This is a genomic window from Vibrio sp. 10N.247.310.98 (assembly GCF_041467395.1).
Lineage (GTDB): Bacteria > Pseudomonadota > Gammaproteobacteria > Enterobacterales > Vibrionaceae > Vibrio > Vibrio crassostreae_C.
Map to the genome: position 1 here is coordinate 1 of NZ_JBFSUL010000067.1, position 19,616 is coordinate 19,616.

Below are 19,616 nucleotides of genomic sequence, written 5' to 3' on the forward strand. Positions count from 1 at the left end.
CTCGTATCTCGTATCTCGTATCTCGTATCTCGTATCTCGTATCTCGTATCTCGTAGAAGCATAAGAAAGCCCCAACACGAATGTCGAGGCTAAAGTATCTTTATTTATGTTCTAGCTGAGTATCCGCTGCGTGCTACTCTTCGTTGTTTTCAGCAAACTTAGATGGTGACATGCCAAAGTGGTGCTTAAACCTTTGACTGAAATAGGAAGGGTCATTGAACCCCGAATCAAACGCCACATCAGAGATCTTCTCTCCAGCGAGTAAGCGCTCACACGCATGCTCTAGACGTACTTCATTCAAGTGCTCTTTGAAGGTCTTGTTGTAAGCCGATTTAAAGCGTCTCTGTAAGCTTCTCTCAGACATAAACAAATACTTAGCGGCAGTTGCAGTACTGAACTCGGCATCAGCGTAGTTTTCACTCACAAGCTGCGACACTCTGTTCTTCCACTCTTGTTCCGCTGTCAGTTTTTGTTGCTCTGGTGTTGAGGCGGCAAGCTTAATGGTTTCAATCTGTTCAATTGTGCTGGCTTCAAGATTGTCGAGTACTTGATACTCAATTGGCCACGAAAGCTGAACCTTATTTTGAGACTCCGAAACCAAGGCATTAAGCTCACCACCGCTCTGATTCATCAATAGCGGCAGCTTTTCGATGTTAAGGTCGGTCGACTTTCCGGTATTGTCACCCATGCTTGATGCCAGTTTAGGGAAAGGCATCCCATGATCTCGAATGGTCACAACAAGATGCTCCTTAACCTCTTCAACCAGAACCACCATACTCTGCGACTTAAAGTTTCTCTTGATGATGCTCGCAACCAAGCTATTGAAGATAATATCGAGATTAAAATACAGCAACGAGACATATCGTTGTTTTGTTTCGACTTTAATATCCAATTCAATACCGGCTTTGGTTAAGTCATCCTGCCAAGCTTTGAGTACCGCCTCTAAGATTAAAATTATATCGTAACAAACTTGCCCTTTCCCTTGGGGGGTATTGCTCAATTGCGCTAAGCCATTTTTCAAGGTTAGAATCGGCGACTTCCCGAGCTCGTCATTCCAATTCGGGAGCATCGCAGCAATATGATTCACTTCAGAAGAGAGTTCATTGGCAGTGTGAGACACAAGCGCATTCTTCACGGATAGCTGCTTTTTAAGCTGTTGATTAGTGGCGAGTAATATCCGGCTTTGGTGCCTCAATTGGTCTGTCTTCAGTGCAACTTGCGCTTTTAAGTGCCGGTTGGCAAAAGTGACATAACGCGAACGCCAAAAGACTAAGATAGTCACAACGCCAATCAGTAATATCAGAGAGCTTGCTGCAGCCCAATTGGTCAGATACCAAGGCTCCGCAATCGAGAAGCTTTGATTGGTTGACACAAAGCGATAATGGGAGTCTTTAACCGGCTTCACTTCAAGTGTGTAATCCCCTGGAAGAAGATGATCGAGCGTTAACAAGCCCCCTTCAAACTCACTCCAAGGTTCATCGTCGCTCAGTCGGTATTCCATCGCAGGTGCGAACGTTGCTGGTAAGATACCTAGCTTAAACCCCATCGATGAACCATAAGGAATCTCATCCAGCTCTGCCGTTTTCCCGCCAAGTGATACCGTTTGTTGGTCGACACTTATCTTACTCAACAAGGCACGGCTATGAGGTGTAGTTGATACCAGTAACTCGTTAGATAACGCGCTGACTACACCATACTTTGAGCCGAAAACAAGCCTCGAAGGTTGGCTATCTTGACTGTAAAAAAGAGCACACGCTCCTGCCGCCAGTTCATTGGTGATCAAACCAAATGGCGAACCTATGTGTTTATGCAGTTGCCCATCCAATCCGTAATAACTGATGCCTTTCGAAGAGCCTAACCAAACACCATTGTCATCGCTTATCAGGCAGTTGGGGCTAATATTGTCTTCAACAAGAGTGATTTCTTGAATAATAGAGCTGTCATCCGGGATTCGATACACGCCATAACTGCTCGCAAACCACTGCGCTCCATCCTTCGCTTTTTCAATATCGACGACTTTGCCAAACCGTTCGCTGGAACGACTAAAGCTAATTCGTTTATCAATGAACGAGTAGAAGCCATGATCCGTTCCTATATAGATGCGACCTAGCAAGCCTACATTGAGAGCGGTGATCTTCGCAGGCAAGAACTTGTCGACTAACCAGTCAGTGCCATAACTCGTCAGTTTCATGGTTTCGATAGATAACGAATAGAGGTTTTGCCCAGAGGTCATCCAAAGAACGTTATCGGCTTGAAGCGCAAGGTTTTCAACACGCACTCCCTCAATTGGCCTTGGTAAATCAAGGGCTTCGGGTTGTAGTGTTTCCGTATTTAGACTGATGATACCTTGTTCGGTCGCCAACCAAATGGAAGAGCCAAAGATCTCAAAATCATTAACAGGGTTAGAGTAAACACGAATTGGGTTCTCTTCACTTTCAGAATCAACCAAGTAGAGCCCCATTGAAGACGCGACCCAAGATAACTGGTCACTGACAGGCAGTACTTTATTGATCACCACACTACTCGAATGCATGCCTATTCCAGTTAGGGGTGTTCTCGAGAAGGTTTTGCTGAACAGTGAGAAGTATCGGATACCGTTGTTTGTCGCAACCCACATACCACCAGCATGATCGTTTATCAACGAATATATTTTCTCTCCCGGTAACGAGAAGTCTTGACTAGCGGCTTGTTCGAATCGAGTAATTTGTCCCGTAATAAAGTTGTAGCTAATAAGGCCGTGCTCTGTACCAATCCAATACTGGTCCGAAGTTTCGGCCAACGAGAGAACATGCGACCCTTTAACGATGGTCTCTTTGTCTGGGTTCGCGAGATCAACAATCACAGCACCATTTAAAGTACCGATCACTAACTCACGTCGAGCATTCGAAAAATAAACCGTCTCAATATGGTTTTTGTCTGATGCGGTGACATGGGTAAACTCTTGATTCTCTGAAAGGTAAACGCCAGAACTGGTCGCTAGCACCCACTTTGATAGTACCCACTCAGCGTCGTTAATCGCAATGTCACTGCTGTTATTGTATCGGTACAGTTTAAGTAGAGAGTAGGTGTTGAATTCTAAAGATTGAGTGTTGTAGGTATAGAAATTACTGCCGTCAGTAACCCAAATATAATCGCCTGATGCACCGATATTCGCTATTTCAGCGCCGGGACTTAGGCTAAACGCCAATTCGTTGCCAATTCCAGGGTTATGTCGATAGACCTCATTGTCGAAAAATGTCCAAAACTCATCGTTCAGAAAGGCGACTCTTTCCGAAGAAAATTGCAGTAAGCTTCCCTTGCGAGGGAATAGAGTTCGACCATCGTAAAAGAGTACTTTTCCATGCACATCATGAACCCAGAGCCCACCTCCGGCACCTAAATACAAGTTTTTAGCCGCAAGGAAATTCCCTTGCGCTTGAACGGGCAAAGGATAGAAAACGGAGGGCGAGGTATTTACCGCTAGAACGCTAAATGAAATGCTCATTAACATGAACATTTTGAAGATAATTCGATACAACTCTTAATCCTGAACAGCAACAACACATGAAATTTCGGGTACCACAACGTCTTATCGTTGCTAAACCAAAAACTGAGTTTTTTTGTGCTTATTATTATCTTTCCATTTTAGCGGAAATTAGAAAAGGAGAAAGGAGGTTTGTTATTTGTTAGGAGGTTTTATCTTAGCGGTCACGAAAATGCCGCAAAAAGCGGCATGATTCATAAATTAACGAGAGCAAAGTAGAGTAAAGAATACTCGTTTATGACTTACTTCTCGTCTAAGCAACTTGTATAGCTATCTGTAAGTTGCTGAAGAAAATCGAAATAGCTTCCACTCTTCACTTCAACTGTTGAACCGATAGGGTCAAGCTGACCTTGTTTTGCGTTACTTCCGCGCGTCACTGATTCAATCACAGCAGGAGTGAATTGAGGCTCAGAAAACACACATTGAACGTTTTCACGTACTATCGTTTTCTTAATAGCGATCAGGCTTTTTGCACCCGGCTTACGCTCTGGGCTCACCGTAAAGTGACCTAAGTTATTTAGCTCAAACTCTTGCTCAAAGTAACCATACGCGTCATGAAAAACGTAGTAACCTTTGTCTTTCACGGGTGCAAGTTGCTCTCGAATAGACTGTTGCTTCTCTTTCAATGCAATCAGGAATGAATCGAGATTCTCTTGGTACGCCATTGCGTTGTCTGGATCAGATTCAATCAACTTAGCTGAGATGTATTTTGCAGCTACTTCAACTTGCTCGATACCTAACCAAAAATGCGGGTCATGGCTACCGTGGTGGTGCCCTTCATGTGCATCGTGGTCATGCTCTTCGTGTCCGAACTCTCGCAAGTTGATTCCGGGAATATCACTGATCTTGATAACATTTTCTTTTGAACCAATCACCTTAGTCAGAAAGGCTTCTAGGTCAGGGCCGAACCAGATGACCATATCGGCACTGTGAACTTTTTTGACATCCGATGGCTTAAGCGCATAATCATGCGGCGAAGCATTGCTGTTCATCAACACATCCGGCTCACTAACGCCTTGCGTTAATTCTGTCACAATCATTTGAATTGGTTTAAAGCTTGTTAGAATAGTATTGGCACTTGCGACACTTGGCGCTAAAAGCAAAATAGCAAGTATAAAAGATGAACGTGACATAATCCCTCGATAATAGAAAAGTAGCTTAGGCTTGAGGTAAATGTTACATTATAACATTAGCGAATTGCAAATGAGTTCTATTCATGGATAACTTAATCCAACTAGATTCTGTGAGCGTCGAATTTGACGGTCGAAAAGTTCTAGACAACATCTCTCTAAATTTAGAGCGCGGCAGAATCACCACCCTGATTGGGCCAAACGGTGCAGGAAAGTCGACATTAGTAAAAGTGGTACTGGGTTTACAGACCAAATTTTCAGGCACAATAACAAAAGCTAAAAAACTGAAAATTGGCTATGTACCACAAAAATTAAAGCTCAATGATTCCCTACCGCTCAACGTAGAGCGTTTTCTAAAACTCACTGGCAATTTCAGTCAGCAAGAGATCCTTGAAGCATTGAAGCTTGTTGGTGCTGAACATCTGCAGAAGAGTAACATGCACCAGCTATCTGGCGGAGAAAACCAACGTGTGCTCATTGCTCGTTCATTGCTAAAAAGACCAGATCTACTGGTTCTCGATGAACCGGCTCAAGGCGTCGACGTTCAAGGGCAAATAGACCTGTATGACTTGATTGACACCATTCGCCACCGCTTTGGTTGTGCCGTATTTATGGTTTCACACGATCTGCATTTAGTGATGGCAAAAACAGACGATGTTATCTGTTTACACCACCACATCTGTTGCTCAGGCGCACCTGCAGACATCAAACACCATCCTTCGTATATTGCGCTCTTTGGCACCGCGACCCAAGAGACGCTAGCGTTTTATCATCACCAACACGAACATCACCATCATGATCTCGCAGGCCAGCCTGTCGAAGGCGACGTGCATGAATGTTCAAACCATAAACACGGACACCACTAATGCTTGAGTTTCTTCTTCCCTCTATTTTGGCGGGTTTGGGTATTGCACTAATTGCAGGCCCACTAGGTTCATTCGTGGTGTGGCGTAAGATGGCTTACTTTGGTGACACGCTTGCTCACGCTTCTTTGATGGGCTTAGCACTTGGCTTTCTGTTCAACATTAACTTGTATTTCGCGCTGCTGATTTGTTGTTTGATGCTGGCCGTGTTGCTAGTGACTTTACAAAAACAAAAGCTGGTCGCGACCGATACCCTACTCGGTATTTTGGCGCACAGTGCGCTATCACTTGGTTTGGTTGCTGTCAGTTTCTTAGATAACGTTCGTGTTGACCTAATGAGCTACCTATTTGGTGACTTGCTGGCAGTATCTCCAACGGATTTAGTGTTCATCTATGCGGGTGCAGCTGTGATTGGATTGGTGCTTGCTATCTTTTGGCGACCACTACTATCAACGACGGTTAACGAAGATCTCGCGGCGGTTGATGGTATCAATATTGATTTAATGCGTCTGATTCTGATGCTATTGGTTGGTATCGTGATTGCTGTAGGTATGAAGTTTGTTGGTGCGTTAATCATGACATCGCTACTGATTATTCCTGCAGCAACGGCAAGGAGGTTCTCGAGCACACCTGAGCAGATGGCCTTCCTTGCATCAATTATTGGCTCTATCGCTGTATTCGGTGGATTAAGCTTGTCTTGGTTCTATGATACGCCCGCTGGCCCGTCTGTGGTTATCAGTGCTGCAGCAATGTTTATGCTATCTCAAATGGTTAGAAGCCGAGCTTAGCACTTAGCAGGACGATTTCTAATCTCGTATCCCGAGAACATAAAAAAGGCTTGGTCAGTGACCAAGCCTTTTTTATATCGTTCAGTTAACTTCTATCTCAATCGATAAAAGCCAGCTGATTACCAACCCGTGATTTCACGTAGGCCTTTACCGATGTCAGCAAGAGACTTAACAGTCTTAACGCCTGCTGCTTCTAGTGCTGCGAATTTATCTTCAGCAGTACCTTTACCGCCAGAGATGATTGCGCCTGCGTGGCCCATACGTTTGCCCGGAGGAGCAGTAACACCAGCGATGTAAGATACAACTGGCTTAGTTACGTTTGCTTTGATGAAATCAGCCGCTTCTTCTTCCGCAGTACCACCGATTTCACCAATCATTACGATTGCTTCAGTTTCTGGGTCTTCTTGGAAAAGTTTCAAGATATCAATGAAGTTTGAACCTGGGATAGGGTCACCACCGATACCAACACATGTAGACTGACCAAAGCCTTCATCTGTTGTTTGCTTAACTGCTTCGTATGTCAGAGTACCTGAACGAGATACGATACCTACTTTACCCTTCTTGTGGATGTGACCAGGCATGATACCAATCTTACACTCGTCTGGAGTGATAAGACCTGGACAGTTAGGACCGATCATGCGAACGCCAGTTTCTTCTAGCTTCACTTTAACGTCGATCATATCTGTTGTAGGGATACCTTCAGTGATCGTTACGATCAGTTCGATACCTGCATCAATCGCTTCTAGGATTGCATCTTTACAGAAAGGAGCTGGTACGTAGATAACTGTTGCTGTTGCGCCAGTTACTTCTACCGCTTCACGTACTGTGTTGAATACTGGAAGGCCTAGGTGAGTTTGACCACCTTTACCAGGTGAAACACCACCAACCATTTGCGTACCGTATGCGATAGCTTGGTCTGAGTGGAATGTACCTTGACCGCCAGTGAAACCCTGACAGATTACTTTAGTGTCTTTGTTAATTAATACAGACATTATTTAGCCTCCGCAGCAGCAACAACTTTCTGAGCAGCATCTGTTAGAGATTCAGCTGCAATGATATCAACATCAGAATTAGCAAGTACTTCGCGACCTAGGTCTGCGTTTGTACCTTCTAGACGAACAACTACAGGAACTGTTACGCCGACTTCTTTAACTGCACCGATAATACCTTCAGCGATCATGTCACAACGAACGATGCCACCGAAAATGTTTACGAGTACTGCTTTAACATTGTCATCAGAAAGGATGATCTTGAATGCTTCAGCTACACGTTCTTTTGTCGCGCCGCCGCCTACATCAAGGAAGTTTGCTGGCTTGCCGCCGTGTAGGTTTACGATATCCATCGTACCCATCGCAAGGCCTGCACCGTTAACCATACAGCCAACGTTACCATCTAGTGCTACGTAGTTCAGTTCCCACTGTGCTGCGTGTGCTTCGCGCTCATCTTCTTGAGATGGATCGTGCATTTCACGTAGTTTAGGCTGACGGTACATCGCGTTTGAGTCGATGTTGATCTTGCCGTCTAGACAAAGCAGGTTGCCTTCGCCAGTAATTACAAGCGGGTTGATTTCTAGTAGAGCTAGGTCGTACTGAGAAAACATTTGGCCAAGACCCATGAAGATCTTAACGAACTGTTTGATTTGATCGCCAACTAGACCAAGTTTGAACGCCAGTTCACGGCCTTGGTAAGCTTGAGGGCCTACTAGAGGATCGATCGCTGATTGGTGAATCAACTCTGGAGTTTCTTCAGCGATTTTCTCAATGTCCACACCGCCTTCAGTTGACGCCATGAATACAATTTTACGCGTTGCGCGGTCAACAACAGCACCTAGGTAAAGTTCGTTAGCAATGTTTGATGCTTCTTCAACTAGGATCTTAGTTACAGGCTGACCATTAGCGTCTGTTTGGTAAGTCACTAGGTTTTTACCTAGCCACTTTTGTGCAAACTCTTTAACGCCTTCTTTGGTGTCATGTAGCTCTACGCCGCCCGCTTTACCGCGGCCACCAGCGTGTACTTGACACTTAACGACTTTCTTGGCTGTACTGATACGACCTGCAGCTTCGAAAGCTTCTTGTGCAGTATCACATGCGAAACCTTCTGGTACAGGCAAACCGAATTCTGCAAACAGCTGTTTGGCTTGGTATTCATGCAAATTCATTTTGATATTCCGTTTATTTTCCCTTAAGGGATTATTATTTCCATAACGACACAGTTTCCTGTGTTACGTCTGTAGGGTCTTCTCAAAACAACTGCTGTCCATTTTCTAATGGCTTTACAGTTCAATTGAAGGCCAGACGTTGAGCAGCCTAGCCTTTGAAACTTTTTACGTCTAGCTAACGGGGTTAACTAGACGTTTTAGCGATACTAAACGTCTAATAGCAGACGTGCAGGATCTTCTAGAAGCTCTTTGATGGTCACTAGGAAGCCAACTGATTCACGGCCATCGATTAGACGGTGGTCGTAAGAAAGCGCTAGGTACATCATTGGTAGAATCTCTACCTTGCCATCAACAGCCATTGGACGGTCTTGGATTTTGTGCATACCCAAAATTGCCGCTTGAGGCGGGTTGATGATTGGCGTAGACATTAGAGAACCAAATACACCACCGTTTGTGATAGTGAAGTTGCCGCCCATCAGTTCATCAACCGTTAGCTTGCCGTCACGACCTTTGATTGCTAGCTCTTTGATGCCTTTTTCGATATCAGCGAAACCTAGTGTGTCACAGTCTTTGAGTACTGGAGTCACTAGACCACGTGGCGTAGATACCGCCATGCTGATGTCGAAGTAGTTGTGGTAAACGATATCTGTACCATCAATAGAAGCGTTCACTTCTGGGAAACGCTTCAGTGCTTCTGTTACTGCTTTCACGTAGAAAGACATGAAGCCAAGACGCGTATCGTGACGTTTCTCGAATTGGTCTTTGTACTGCTTACGAAGGTCCATGATTGGCTTCATGTTCACTTCGTTGAAAGTAGTCAGCATTGCTGTGCTGTTTTTCGCTTCTAGAAGACGGTTTGCAACTGTCTTACGCAGGCGAGTCATAGGCACGCGTTTTTGGCTGCGAGCCGCTGCTGGCGCTTCAACTGCTGGTGCAGATGCTGCTGCCGGAGCCGCTTTCGCTGCTGCTAGGTGTGCGTCGATGTCTTCACGAGTAATACGACCACCAACACCAGTGCCTTTAACGTCAGCTGGTTGTAGGTTGTGCTCAGCAAGCAGGCGACGAACAGCTGGGCTTAGTGCGTCGTTGTTCTCTTCTGTTAGCGCAGCTTTATGGCGCTTATCAGGAGATGCTTCTGTATCTTCAGTGGTGTCTTTCGTTGGTTCACCAGCGACAGCACCCGGCTTGATTTTAGCCAAAAGCTGCTTAGAAAGTACCGTAGCACCCTCTTCTTCGATGATAGCTTCCAGAACACCCGCTTCAGGAGCCGGTACTTCTAGAACTACTTTATCTGTTTCGATATCTACAATGACTTCATCACGTGCAACCGCTTCGCCCGGTTTTTTGTGCCAAGTAGCAACTGTTGCATCAGCCACAGATTCAGGTAAATCTGGAACCAGAATTTCAATTGTCATGTGCGTATTTTCCTTTTACTTCTAGTTCTTAAGTAGGGTCAAAGCGTCGTCAACTAACGCTTTTTGTTGTTTCAAGTGTACTGACATATAGCCAACAGCTGGTGATGCTGATGCAGGACGACCTGCGTATTGAATATCAGCACCTACTGGGATAGCAGCTCGGAAATTATGTTGGCTACTGTACCAAGCACCTTGGTTTTGTGGCTCTTCTTGACACCAAACGTAATCGACTACATTTGTGTACTGTGCGATGGCAGCTCTCACGTCCTCATAAGGGAACGGGTAAAGTTGCTCAATACGTACAATAGCGACATCGTCTTGCTCGTTCTTACGTCTTTGGTCAAGCAGGTCAAAGTAAACCTTACCTGAACAGAACACGACGCGTTTTACGTTCTCAGGAGCCAGATCATCAATTTCTGCGATAGCTGGTTGGAACGTGCCTTCTGCCAAATCTTCAAGAGAAGAAGTACACAGAGGGTGACGAAGCAATGACTTAGGTGACATTACAATCAGTGGACGACGCATTGGTCGAACAACCTGACGGCGAATCATGTGGTAAACCTGAGCTGGTGTTGAAGGAACAACAACCTGCATGTTTTGTTCAGCACATAACTGAAGGTAACGCTCAAGACGTGCAGAAGAGTGCTCCGGGCCTTGGCCTTCATAACCGTGAGGAAGCAGCATAGTTAGACCACATAGACGTGCCCACTTTTGCTCACCTGATGAAATGAATTGGTCGATAACAACTTGTGCACCGTTTGCGAAGTCACCAAATTGAGCTTCCCAAAGGGTTAGACCGCTTGGCTCTGCTGTCGCGTAACCATACTCAAATGCGAGTACCGCTTCTTCAGATAACACAGAGTCAAACACTTGGAATGGCCCTTGTTTATCATGAATGTTCGCAAGAGGAACATACGTGCTTGCATCTGATTGATTGTGCAGTACTGAGTGACGGTGGAAGAACGTACCACGACCTGAATCTTGGCCTGAGATACGAATACGCTTACCGTCGTCAACAAGTGTTGCGTATGCCAGAGTTTCAGCCATACCCCAATCGACTTGTTTCTCACCATTCACCATGGCAGTACGATCGTTGTACAGTTTATTTACTCGGCTTTGCAGCTTGTGGCTGTCCGGGTATTGACAAAGTTTGGTACCAAGCTCTTTCAGGCGCTCGATATCAATCTTGTTATCCCACTCGATGTTCCAGTCGTGACCTAGGTAAGGAGACCAGTCTACTGAGTGAAGTGCCATTGGACGCCACTCTTTAACCACAACTTCACCGTGATCAAGTGCATCACGATATTCGTTAACTAGCTGAGTTGCTGTATCAATACCAAACTCACCGCGCTCCATTAGCACGTCAGCGTAAAGCTTACGTGGTGTTGGGTGCTTCTTGATTTTTTGGTACATCAAAGGCTGTGTTGCATTCGGCTCATCGGCTTCATTGTGACCGTGGCGACGGTAACAAACCAAATCAATAACAACATCACGCTTAAACGTATTACGGTAATCCAATGCAAGACGCGCAACAAACGCAACCGCTTCTGGATCATCAGAGTTAACGTGGAAAATCGGAGCCTGAACCATCTTCGCGATATCGGTACAGTACATCGTAGAGCGTGTATCGCGAGGGTTAGACGTTGTAAAACCAACTTGGTTGTTTACAACGATACGAACCGTACCACCTACACAGAAACCACGAGCTTGAGACATGTTAAACGTCTCTTGTACTACACCCTGACCAGCGATAGCTGAGTCACCGTGGATAGTAATTGGAAGTACACGGCTACCATCATTATCACCAAGGCGATCTTGACGTGCACGTACTGAACCGATAACTACCGGGTTTACGATTTCTAAGTGAGATGGGTTAAATGCTAGTGCTAAGTGAACGTTGCCGCCTGGCGTTGCGAAGTCCGCAGAGAAGCCTTGGTGGTATTTCACATCACCAGTACCCCACGTGTCATCGTGCTTGCCCGCAAACTCGTCAAACAGGTCTTGTGGCTTTTTACCAAGCACGTTGACCAACATGTTTAGACGACCACGGTGAGCCATACCAACAACAACTTCACGCATGCCTTGTCCGCCAGCATGACGAATAATTTCTTTCGTCATTGGGATAAGAGCATCACCACCTTCCAACGAGAAGCGTTTTGCGCCTGGGAATTTCGCACCAAGATAGCGCTCAAGACCTTCAGCAGCAGTTAGCTCTTCTAGGAAAGCTTGCTTTTCTTCTTTGTTGAAAGAGGGTTGACCAGATACAGACTCTAAACGTTGTTGGATCCAACGCTTTTGCTCTGTATTTGTCATGTGCATGTATTCAGCACCAATAGAGCCACAATACGTTTGCTTTAGAGATTTGTAGAGATCTTTAAGCACCATCGTCTCTTGGCCAATGGCGTAAGAGCCGACGTTGAACGTCTCATTGAGGTCATCTTCGGTAAGAGTGTGGAAAGAAGGGTCCAGTTCATCAACTGTCGCTCTTTTCCATAAACCTAGGGGGTCTAGATTTGCTGCTTGATGCCCTCGGAATCGATAGGCATTAATAAGTTGCAGAACCTTTACTTGTTTCGCATCGACATCTGGATCACTAACTTGGACACTGTAATGCTTTGTTTCTTGAGCGAGTCGACGGAAGTATTCACGAACACGAGAGTGTGGTTGTTCCACTGTCTCTGAAGCTTGCACAGGCAGTTCTTCAAAAACACTTCTCCATTCGTCACTTACCGAATCTGGGTCACTTAGATACAGTTCATAGAGTTCTTCTACGTACGTTGCATTGGCGCCAGCCAAGTGTGAAGACTCGAGCCATGCCTTCATCACGCCGTTGTGCATATTTTCCCTTAACCAGTAGTTTTCACGTTTGCTGCGGTCTATGCCGAGCTATTAAAAGGCCGCCCCAAAACTTCTAGGGCGGCAATTTTTATATAACTTAAACCGAACGATTCACTAGCATGGTCTTGATGTGACCAATAGCTTTCGTCGGATTTAATCCCTTAGGACAAACACTTACACAATTCATGATGCCATGGCAACGAAAAACGCTAAATGCATCATCAAGATCGGACAAACGTTCGTCTGTCGCTGTATCTCGGCTATCAATTAGCCAACGGTACGCTGCAAGCAGGCCTGCTGGTCCGATGAATTTGTCAGGGTTCCACCAGAATGATGGGCATGACGTTGTACAACATGCACACATGATACATTCGTACAATCCATCTAAATGAGCACGCTCATCAGGGCTTTGTAAGTTTTCACGAGCCGGTGGCACATTGCCATCAGACACTAAGAATGGCTTCACTTTTTCGTAGTTATCGTAGAACTGAGTCATGTCTACAATCAGGTCACGAACAACGGGTAAGCCAGGCAGTGGGCGAATCACAATCTTGTCTTGGCCCGAAAGCGCAGACAATGGCGTGATACACGCTAGGCCATTTTTACCGTTCATGTTCAAACCATCCGAGCCACATACACCTTCACGGCATGAGCGACGGAATGAGATTGTTGGATCTTGCTCTTTCAACAGAATAAGCGCATCCAAAAGCATCATGTCTGAACCTTCATCCACTTCTAGAGTGTATTCCTTCATATAAGGTTTCTGGTCGACATCTGGATTGTAACGATATAAAGAGAAATTCAGTTTCATGGTCATATCTCCTTAGTACGTACGTGCTTTTGGTGGGAACGCTTCACGATGGATAGGTTCCATGTTTACACCACGCTTAGTCATGCTCTCTGACTCTGGGTTGTAAAGTGAGTGGCATAGCCATTGCTCATCATCACGGTCAGGGAAATCGAATCGAGCGTGTGCGCCACGGCTCTCTGTACGGAAATTTGCAGCAACAGCCGTTGCGAATGCCGTTTCCATCAAGTTTTCAAGCTCTAGACACTCGATACGTTGAGTGTTGAACTCTGTAGACTTATCAGATAGGTGTGCATTTTTCAGACGCTCGCGAATCGCTTTTAGCTCTTCTAGGCCTTCAGCCATTGCTTTGCCTTCACGGAATACTGAGAAGTTGTTCTGCATACATTGCTGAAGATCTTTACGGATTTGCGCTGGATCTTCGCCGTCTGTGCTGTTTTCCCAACGGTTGTAACGCTCTAGTGAACGCTCAATGTCAGCTTCAGTTGCAGGTTTCGCTTCGTCTTGCTTCTTCAGTGTCTCACCTAGGTGTAGACCTGTCGCACGACCAAATACCACCAAATCAAGCAGTGAGTTACCACCTAGACGGTTGGCACCATGTACTGATACTGATGCGATTTCACCACAAGCAAATAGACCTTGGATTTCAACATCGCTGCCGTCTTCGGTTTGCTTAATAGCTTGACCAGAAACTTGTGTTGGAACACCACCCATCATGTAGTGACATGTCGGGATTACTGGGATTGGCTCTTTCACTGGATCAACGTGAGCAAAGGTACGAGAAAGTTCACATACACCAGGAAGACGAGATTCAAGCGTCTCTTTACCTAAGTGATCAAGCTTAAGCTTAATATGTGGACCCCAAGGGCCATCGCAACCGCGACCTTCACGAATTTCAACCATCATTGAACGAGCAACAACATCACGACCCGCTAAGTCTTTAGCGTTTGGTGCGTAACGTTCCATGAAGCGTTCGCCGTCTTTATTGAGAAGGTAACCACCTTCACCACGACAACCTTCCGTTACCAATACACCTGCACCAGCGATACCCGTCGGGTGGAACTGCCACATTTCGATGTCTTGCATAGGAACGCCAGCACGAATCGCCATACCAACACCGTCACCAGTGTTAATGTGTGCATTGGTTGTTGATGCGTAGATACGACCAGCACCACCAGTCGCAAGGATTGTTGCCTTCGCTTTGAAGTAGCAAACCTCGCCCGTTTCCATACAAAGCGCGGTAGTACCTAAAATTGCACCATCTTCGTTTTTAACAAGATCCAGTGCATACCACTCAGAGAAAACAGTCGTTTTGTGTTTAATGTTTTGTTGGTAAAGCGTGTGAAGCAGAGCGTGACCAGTACGGTCGGCTGCAGCTGCGGTACGAGCCGCTTGCTCACCACCAAAGTTTTTAGATTGACCACCGAAAGGACGCTGGTAAATAGTACCGTTCTCAAAACGAGAGAAAGGTAGGCCCATTTTTTCGAGTTCGATTACCGACTCAGGACCGTTTTTACACATGTATTCGATAGCGTCTTGGTCACCGATGTAATCAGAACCTTTTACTGTGTCATACATATGTTGTTCCCAATGGTCTTCATGCGCGTTACCAAGAGCAACAGTGATGCCGCCTTGCGCTGAAACCGTATGAGAACGAGTAGGGAAAACTTTAGAAAGCAATGCACAAGAAAGGCCTTGCTCAGAAATTTGCAGTGCGGCACGCATACCTGCACCACCAGCGCCGATAACTACGGCATCAAACTCACGAACAGGAATAGTCACTTACGCACCCCACAAAATAAACAGACCAGAGAAGAAATATCCAAGAAGAACTGCAACAACACCGACTTGAAGACCAACACGCAGTTTTGCGCATTTGATGTAGTCAGTTAGTACTTGCCATAGGCCGATCCACGCGTGAACCAAAACAGAAGTAAGCGCTAACATGGTGAAGACTTTAGTGAAGGTTCCACCAAAGAATTGCGTCCAAGATGCGTAAGAGATATCACCAGAGAAAGCACAAAAGCTAACTAGGTAGATAGTGTAAAGCGTCATAATGATGGCAGTAGCACGAATCAATAGATAATCGTGGACACCATTACGACCAAAAGTAGAAACGTTGTTTACCATACTAAGATCCCCGCTAGTAGAGACAATACCGCTGTTGCTGCGAATGCAACCTTAGCGCTCTTCGCGCCAGATTCCAGCTCTTCAAAGTGACCAAGGTCCATAAGAAGGTGACGAATACCACCAGCAATGTGGTAAGCCAAAGCGGTTAAAATGCCCCACAGAATAAACTTCACGAAGAAACCATCGACAATGTCGCTAGCTTCGGCAAAGCCTACTGGGGATGAGAGGGAAATGGATAGTAACCAAAGCAAAATTCCAATCGCGACAAAAGTTATCACCCCAGACACACGGTGTAGGATGGAAGCTATTGCTGTGATTGGAAAGTGGATGGTCTGTAAATCTAAATTAACAGGTCTTGTCTTTCTTTCTTTCACGGGCTTGCTCACTCAGCTCCATTGAGCATTATGGTCATTAAATAACCTTATGATATTGTTATGGACAAAATTTGATTGCAAACCTTCAAAATTTAACATTAACTTAACAAATAACTGAAGTTGAGCCTTAGATAATTGTAAAATAATTGTTAACTGCTCGATTAAGAAAGACACCTCACATTTCTTCTTAGCCTTGCATTTATAAGGTTTTAACCAAACTTTTCAGCGCCACTATACGGCTGGCAACATTCTAATACAATTGATGTAACAAATAATGCTACACAGACCAGATTTTTAACGAATTTAATGTAAAAAACACTAACAAGTGCACACAAAGCTGTAGAAAAATTGACTTTCCCACGTAAGACCAGTAAAAAAATGGCACATAAACATCCTGGACGGATTAATAATAAACAAAGGAGATTGTTATGGCGGATAAGAAAGCTACCCTTCACATTGAAGGTCAAGCGCCAATCGAGCTGCCGATTACAGAAGGTGTACTTGGTACTCCAGTGATCGATGTTCGTACACTAGGTTCTAATGGTTTTTTCACTTTTGACCCTGGTTTTCTTGCCACTGCATCCTGTGAGTCTCAAATCACTTTTATTGACGGTGGAAAAGGCATTCTTTTACATCGTGGTTATCCAATCGACCAACTTGCCAATAACGCTGATTACTTAGAAGTATGTTACATACTTCTTTACGGTGAAGCCCCATCTCGAGCTGAGTATGAAAAGTTCAAGACTACCGTGACACGTCACACTATGGTGCACGAGCAAATCGCTAGTTTCTTCCACGGCTTCCGTCGTGACGCTCACCCTATGGCTGTAATGTGTGGTGTTGTAGGCGCTCTAGCGGCGTTCTACCACGACTCACTTGATGTCAACAACGATACACACCGTGAAATTGCGGCATACCGCCTGATTTCAAAAATGCCAACACTGGCTGCAATGTGTTACAAATATTCAATCGGTCAGCCGTTTATCTACCCACGTAACGACCTAGGCTACGCAGAAAACTTCTTACACATGATGTTTGCAAACCCATGTGAAGAGTATGAAGTGAACCCTATCGTTGCTCGTGCAATGGATAAGATTTTCACTCTACATGCTGACCACGAACAGAACGCTTCTACGTCTACAGTGCGTCTTGCTGGTTCATCTGGTGCTAACCCGTTTGCGTGTATCGCAGCAGGTATCGCATCACTTTGGGGCCCAGCTCACGGCGGTGCAAACGAAGCTTGTCTGCGCATGCTTGAAGAGATCGGTAGCGTAGATAACATTGAAGAATACGTTGCGAAAGCAAAAGACAAAGATGACCCATTCCGTTTGATGGGCTTCGGTCACCGTGTTTACAAGAACTACGACCCACGTGCAACAGTAATGCGCGAAGCGTGTCACGAAGTGCTTAAAGAGCTAAACATCCAAGATCCACTACTAGACGTAGCGATGGAACTTGAGCGTATCGCTCTTTCTGATGAGTACTTTGTTTCTAAGAAGCTATACCCGAACGTAGATTTCTACTCAGGTATCATTCTGAAAGCAATCGGTATTCCAGTATCTATGTTTACAGTAATCTTCGCGATGTCTCGTACCATCGGTTGGATTGCTCACTGGAACGAAATGCACAGCGATCCGACGAACCGTATCGGTCGTCCTCGTCAGCTATATACTGGTGAAGAACAACGTGACTTTAAAGCACTTCACGAACGTGAATAGTTGCTATAAATCATAATGTTAAAAGGGGTTGATGTGAGAACATCAACCCTTTTCTTTTGTACGCTCTCAACCCCGTCATCCCCAAGAACGAGGGACGAATGAGTTGGGGATCTCCTTAAGCGAGCAGATAAACTATACAGGTTACCTGCTCAATTCTAGAGAACGACGCATACACTCGACTCGTACCCCTTATCTCGCATCTGCTCTTAAACTGGGTTATCGATATCGATAAACTCAACATCCAAGCCATGTTCTTCCGCTAACCATTCACCTAACGCTTTTACACCGTATCGCTCAGTCGCGTGGTGGCCAGCAGCAAAATAATGAATGTCTTGCTCGCGTGCTGAGTAAGTAGTGCGCTCAGAAATTTCACCAGAAATAAAAGCATCAATGCCTTGAGAAGCCGCTAGCTCAATGTAGTCTTGACCACCACCAGTACACCAACCGACGGTCGTTATCATTTTGTCTTGGTTTTCTGGAGCGATATGCAGTGGTTTACGATTTAGAGCTTGATCGATTTTTGCTGCGAATTCAGTACCTGTCATTGGTGTTTTTAATTTACCAAACATAGCAACCGATTGTGGGTGCCCTTCCAAACCGCCTTCGACTTCTATCTCAAGTAACTCCGCCAGTTTCGCGTTATTACCAAGCTCAGGGTGGATATCAAGCGGCAAGTGATAACCTAAAAGATTGATGTCATTTTTAATTAGGGTACGAATACGCTTGCCCTTCATGCCACGAATTGCCTCTGACTCACCTTTCCAAAAGAAACCGTGATGAACCAACAAAGCGTCAGCCTCTAGCTCAACCGCTTTATTAATCAAAGCTTGCGAAGCCGTAATACCAGTAACAATACGCTTGACTTCAGAAGCACCTTCGACTTGAAGGCCATTCGGACAGTAATCTTTAATCTGCTGTGGCTGCAGTTTTTCGTTAAGTAGCTTTTCTAATTGTAAGTTATTCATTTTTATTTCCAGCTTACCTTCATAATAACGTCGTTATATCAATTTACGGGTAGAATGTCGAAAGCCCCACGATGAGTTTATGAGGAAGAGATGACAGCACTGCAACGTTTTTACCAATGGGTCATCGACTCACCGCCATTACTAGAAATCAAGCCACCGGTTTCGGATCTCAGTGCATTCTCTAGCAACCATGCCATCGACTCATCACATACTTATGAGGGTAATCCTAGATTAGGTTTCCTCTACCAATATCTATGCGAGCAAGTGATCGCTGCCTCACCGAATTACTCGATAAAGCACGACGAGATTCAGATCAATGTGGAAGGCAGAACTCTCGGTGCAATCGACTTTATTCTTAAAGAAGAGAGCAGCCAAAAGCTGGAACATTGGGAAGTGGCGATTAAGTTTTATCTGCTCCACGAACAAACATGGTTTGGACCCAACTCTCACGACCAATTGGATAAGAAACTCGACAGGATGCTCAGCCACCAACTCGAAATGTCCTCTTCTGCCGCCTTTGTCGAGCAATATCCAGAAATCGATGTCGACTCAAAACACTTACTGATGCAAGGTCGTCTGTATACCAACCCTTTCTTAGAGCAAAACATACCGACAAAATGCTTGGGCTATGACATTAACCCAAGCCAAGTAAACGGCTTTTGGTGCTATCAAGATCAGGCTCATTTAATCAGTGAACCACTGTATCCACTCACCAAAGAGCAATGGGCAGCAGGGACGGATGATTTCAGCAGTCAGCCTATCACCGAGTTCGGTGATCGCTTCGTCCATGGGCAAACAAAGTCGGGGCAATTCTGGTTTGTGATGCCACAAAGTTGGCCACACGGTTAGTCGTCTGAGCTAACTCAGTTACCTTTTCCCGCTTATACGTAACTAACACAAACAAAA

The 19,616-nt window shown here is 45.2% G+C and carries 15 protein-coding genes; 4 read left to right on the plus strand and 11 right to left on the minus strand.

Features of this window, described 5'->3' with window-relative positions; translation table 11 throughout:
* Window positions 1-133: 133 nt before the first annotated feature.
* Together AB6E78_RS19795 and znuA are read right to left on the minus strand one after the other, a co-directional pair.
* Window positions 134-3,496, minus strand: a complete 3,363-nt coding sequence (locus AB6E78_RS19795; RefSeq protein WP_372134105.1) for a helix-turn-helix domain-containing protein — start codon at window positions 3,494-3,496, stop codon at window positions 134-136.
* A gap of 269 nt (window positions 3,497-3,765) precedes the next feature.
* Window positions 3,766-4,656 carry a zinc ABC transporter substrate-binding protein ZnuA gene (gene znuA, locus AB6E78_RS19800; protein ID WP_372134104.1) on the minus strand — a complete coding sequence of 297 codons (891 nt, stop codon included), beginning with the start codon at window positions 4,654-4,656 and terminating at the stop codon, window positions 3,766-3,768.
* Between the two features lie 83 nt (window positions 4,657-4,739).
* On the opposite strand from znuA, the gene znuC reads away from it, so the two are divergent.
* Together znuC and znuB are read left to right on the plus strand one after the other, a co-directional pair.
* Complete coding sequence (gene znuC, locus AB6E78_RS19805) at window positions 4,740-5,519, plus strand: zinc ABC transporter ATP-binding protein ZnuC (protein WP_372134103.1); 780 nt, start codon at window positions 4,740-4,742, stop codon at window positions 5,517-5,519.
* Window positions 5,519-6,304, plus strand: coding sequence for a zinc ABC transporter permease subunit ZnuB (gene znuB / locus AB6E78_RS19810; protein ID WP_372134102.1), 786 nt, complete (start codon window positions 5,519-5,521; stop codon window positions 6,302-6,304). The genes znuC and znuB overlap by 1 nt, the downstream gene beginning before the upstream one ends.
* A 119-nt stretch (window positions 6,305-6,423) precedes the next feature.
* Here the strand turns inward: znuB and sucD are convergent, their stop codons facing one another.
* The 8 genes from sucD to sdhC form a co-directional block, all read right to left on the minus strand.
* Entirely contained in the window at window positions 6,424-7,296 is an 873-nt protein-coding gene (gene sucD, locus AB6E78_RS19815) for a succinate--CoA ligase subunit alpha (protein ID WP_017061945.1), read from the minus strand.
* Window positions 7,296-8,462, minus strand: coding sequence for an ADP-forming succinate--CoA ligase subunit beta (gene sucC, locus AB6E78_RS19820; RefSeq protein ID WP_010436793.1), 1,167 nt, complete (start codon window positions 8,460-8,462; stop codon window positions 7,296-7,298). Before sucC ends, sucD begins: the two co-directional genes overlap by 1 nt.
* Before the next feature lie 206 nt (window positions 8,463-8,668).
* Window positions 8,669-9,877: a 2-oxoglutarate dehydrogenase complex dihydrolipoyllysine-residue succinyltransferase gene (gene odhB / locus AB6E78_RS19825; RefSeq protein WP_017056410.1), complete on the minus strand. Its 1,209-nt coding sequence runs from the start codon at window positions 9,875-9,877 to the stop codon at window positions 8,669-8,671.
* A gap of 21 nt (window positions 9,878-9,898) precedes the next feature.
* Entirely contained in the window at window positions 9,899-12,715 is a 2,817-nt protein-coding gene (gene sucA, locus AB6E78_RS19830) for a 2-oxoglutarate dehydrogenase E1 component (RefSeq protein ID WP_017061946.1), read from the minus strand.
* A 97-nt stretch (window positions 12,716-12,812) separates the two neighbouring features.
* A complete protein-coding gene (locus AB6E78_RS19835) occupies window positions 12,813-13,526 on the minus strand; it encodes a succinate dehydrogenase iron-sulfur subunit (protein ID WP_010436773.1) in 714 nt (237 codons plus the stop codon).
* Between the two features lie 12 nt (window positions 13,527-13,538).
* Entirely contained in the window at window positions 13,539-15,305 is a 1,767-nt protein-coding gene (gene sdhA, locus AB6E78_RS19840; RefSeq protein WP_048606450.1) for a succinate dehydrogenase flavoprotein subunit, read from the minus strand.
* Window positions 15,306-15,653, minus strand: coding sequence for a succinate dehydrogenase, hydrophobic membrane anchor protein (gene sdhD, locus AB6E78_RS19845; RefSeq protein ID WP_010436768.1), 348 nt, complete (start codon window positions 15,651-15,653; stop codon window positions 15,306-15,308). It abuts the gene before it with no gap.
* Window positions 15,647-16,039: a succinate dehydrogenase cytochrome b556 subunit gene (gene sdhC / locus AB6E78_RS19850; RefSeq protein WP_017061948.1), complete on the minus strand. Its 393-nt coding sequence runs from the start codon at window positions 16,037-16,039 to the stop codon at window positions 15,647-15,649. The genes sdhD and sdhC overlap by 7 nt, the downstream gene beginning before the upstream one ends.
* Before the next feature lie 416 nt (window positions 16,040-16,455).
* Between sdhC and AB6E78_RS19855 the strand changes: the two genes are divergently transcribed.
* A complete protein-coding gene (locus AB6E78_RS19855; protein WP_017061949.1) occupies window positions 16,456-17,745 on the plus strand; it encodes a citrate synthase in 1,290 nt (429 codons plus the stop codon).
* A 206-nt stretch (window positions 17,746-17,951) separates the two neighbouring features.
* Here AB6E78_RS19855 and AB6E78_RS19860 read toward each other — a convergent pair whose 3' ends face one another.
* Entirely contained in the window at window positions 17,952-18,710 is a 759-nt protein-coding gene (locus tag AB6E78_RS19860; protein ID WP_372110543.1) for a Nif3-like dinuclear metal center hexameric protein, read from the minus strand.
* A 90-nt stretch (window positions 18,711-18,800) separates the two neighbouring features.
* Between AB6E78_RS19860 and AB6E78_RS19865 the strand changes: the two genes are divergently transcribed.
* Window positions 18,801-19,559 (plus strand): DUF1853 family protein, encoded by a 759-nt coding sequence (locus AB6E78_RS19865; protein ID WP_017061951.1) that lies wholly within the window; start codon window positions 18,801-18,803, stop codon window positions 19,557-19,559.
* The last annotated feature ends 57 nt before the right edge of the window (window positions 19,560-19,616 follow it).

What these genes read in the sequence shown, in the direction of transcription:
- AB6E78_RS19795 (WP_372134105.1), bottom strand. Translation starts at nt 3,496, where the DNA reads ATGTTCATGTTAATGAGCATTTCATTTAGCGTTCTAGCGGTAAATACC.
- znuA (WP_372134104.1), bottom strand. Translation starts at nt 4,656, where the DNA reads ATGTCACGTTCATCTTTTATACTTGCTATTTTGCTTTTAGCGCCAAGT.
- znuC (WP_372134103.1), top strand. Translation starts at nt 4,740, where the DNA reads ATGGATAACTTAATCCAACTAGATTCTGTGAGCGTCGAATTTGACGGT.
- znuB (WP_372134102.1), top strand. Translation starts at nt 5,519, where the DNA reads ATGCTTGAGTTTCTTCTTCCCTCTATTTTGGCGGGTTTGGGTATTGCA.
- sucD (WP_017061945.1), bottom strand. Translation starts at nt 7,296, where the DNA reads ATGTCTGTATTAATTAACAAAGACACTAAAGTAATCTGTCAGGGTTTC.
- sucC (WP_010436793.1), bottom strand. Translation starts at nt 8,462, where the DNA reads ATGAATTTGCATGAATACCAAGCCAAACAGCTGTTTGCAGAATTCGGT.
- odhB (WP_017056410.1), bottom strand. Translation starts at nt 9,877, where the DNA reads ATGACAATTGAAATTCTGGTTCCAGATTTACCTGAATCTGTGGCTGAT.
- sucA (WP_017061946.1), bottom strand. Translation starts at nt 12,715, where the DNA reads ATGCACAACGGCGTGATGAAGGCATGGCTCGAGTCTTCACACTTGGCT.
- AB6E78_RS19835 (WP_010436773.1), bottom strand. Translation starts at nt 13,526, where the DNA reads ATGAAACTGAATTTCTCTTTATATCGTTACAATCCAGATGTCGACCAG.
- sdhD (WP_010436768.1), bottom strand. Translation starts at nt 15,653, where the DNA reads ATGGTAAACAACGTTTCTACTTTTGGTCGTAATGGTGTCCACGATTAT.
- AB6E78_RS19855 (WP_017061949.1), top strand. Translation starts at nt 16,456, where the DNA reads ATGGCGGATAAGAAAGCTACCCTTCACATTGAAGGTCAAGCGCCAATC.
- AB6E78_RS19860 (WP_372110543.1), bottom strand. Translation starts at nt 18,710, where the DNA reads ATGAATAACTTACAATTAGAAAAGCTACTTAACGAAAAACTGCAGCCA.
- AB6E78_RS19865 (WP_017061951.1), top strand. Translation starts at nt 18,801, where the DNA reads ATGACAGCACTGCAACGTTTTTACCAATGGGTCATCGACTCACCGCCA.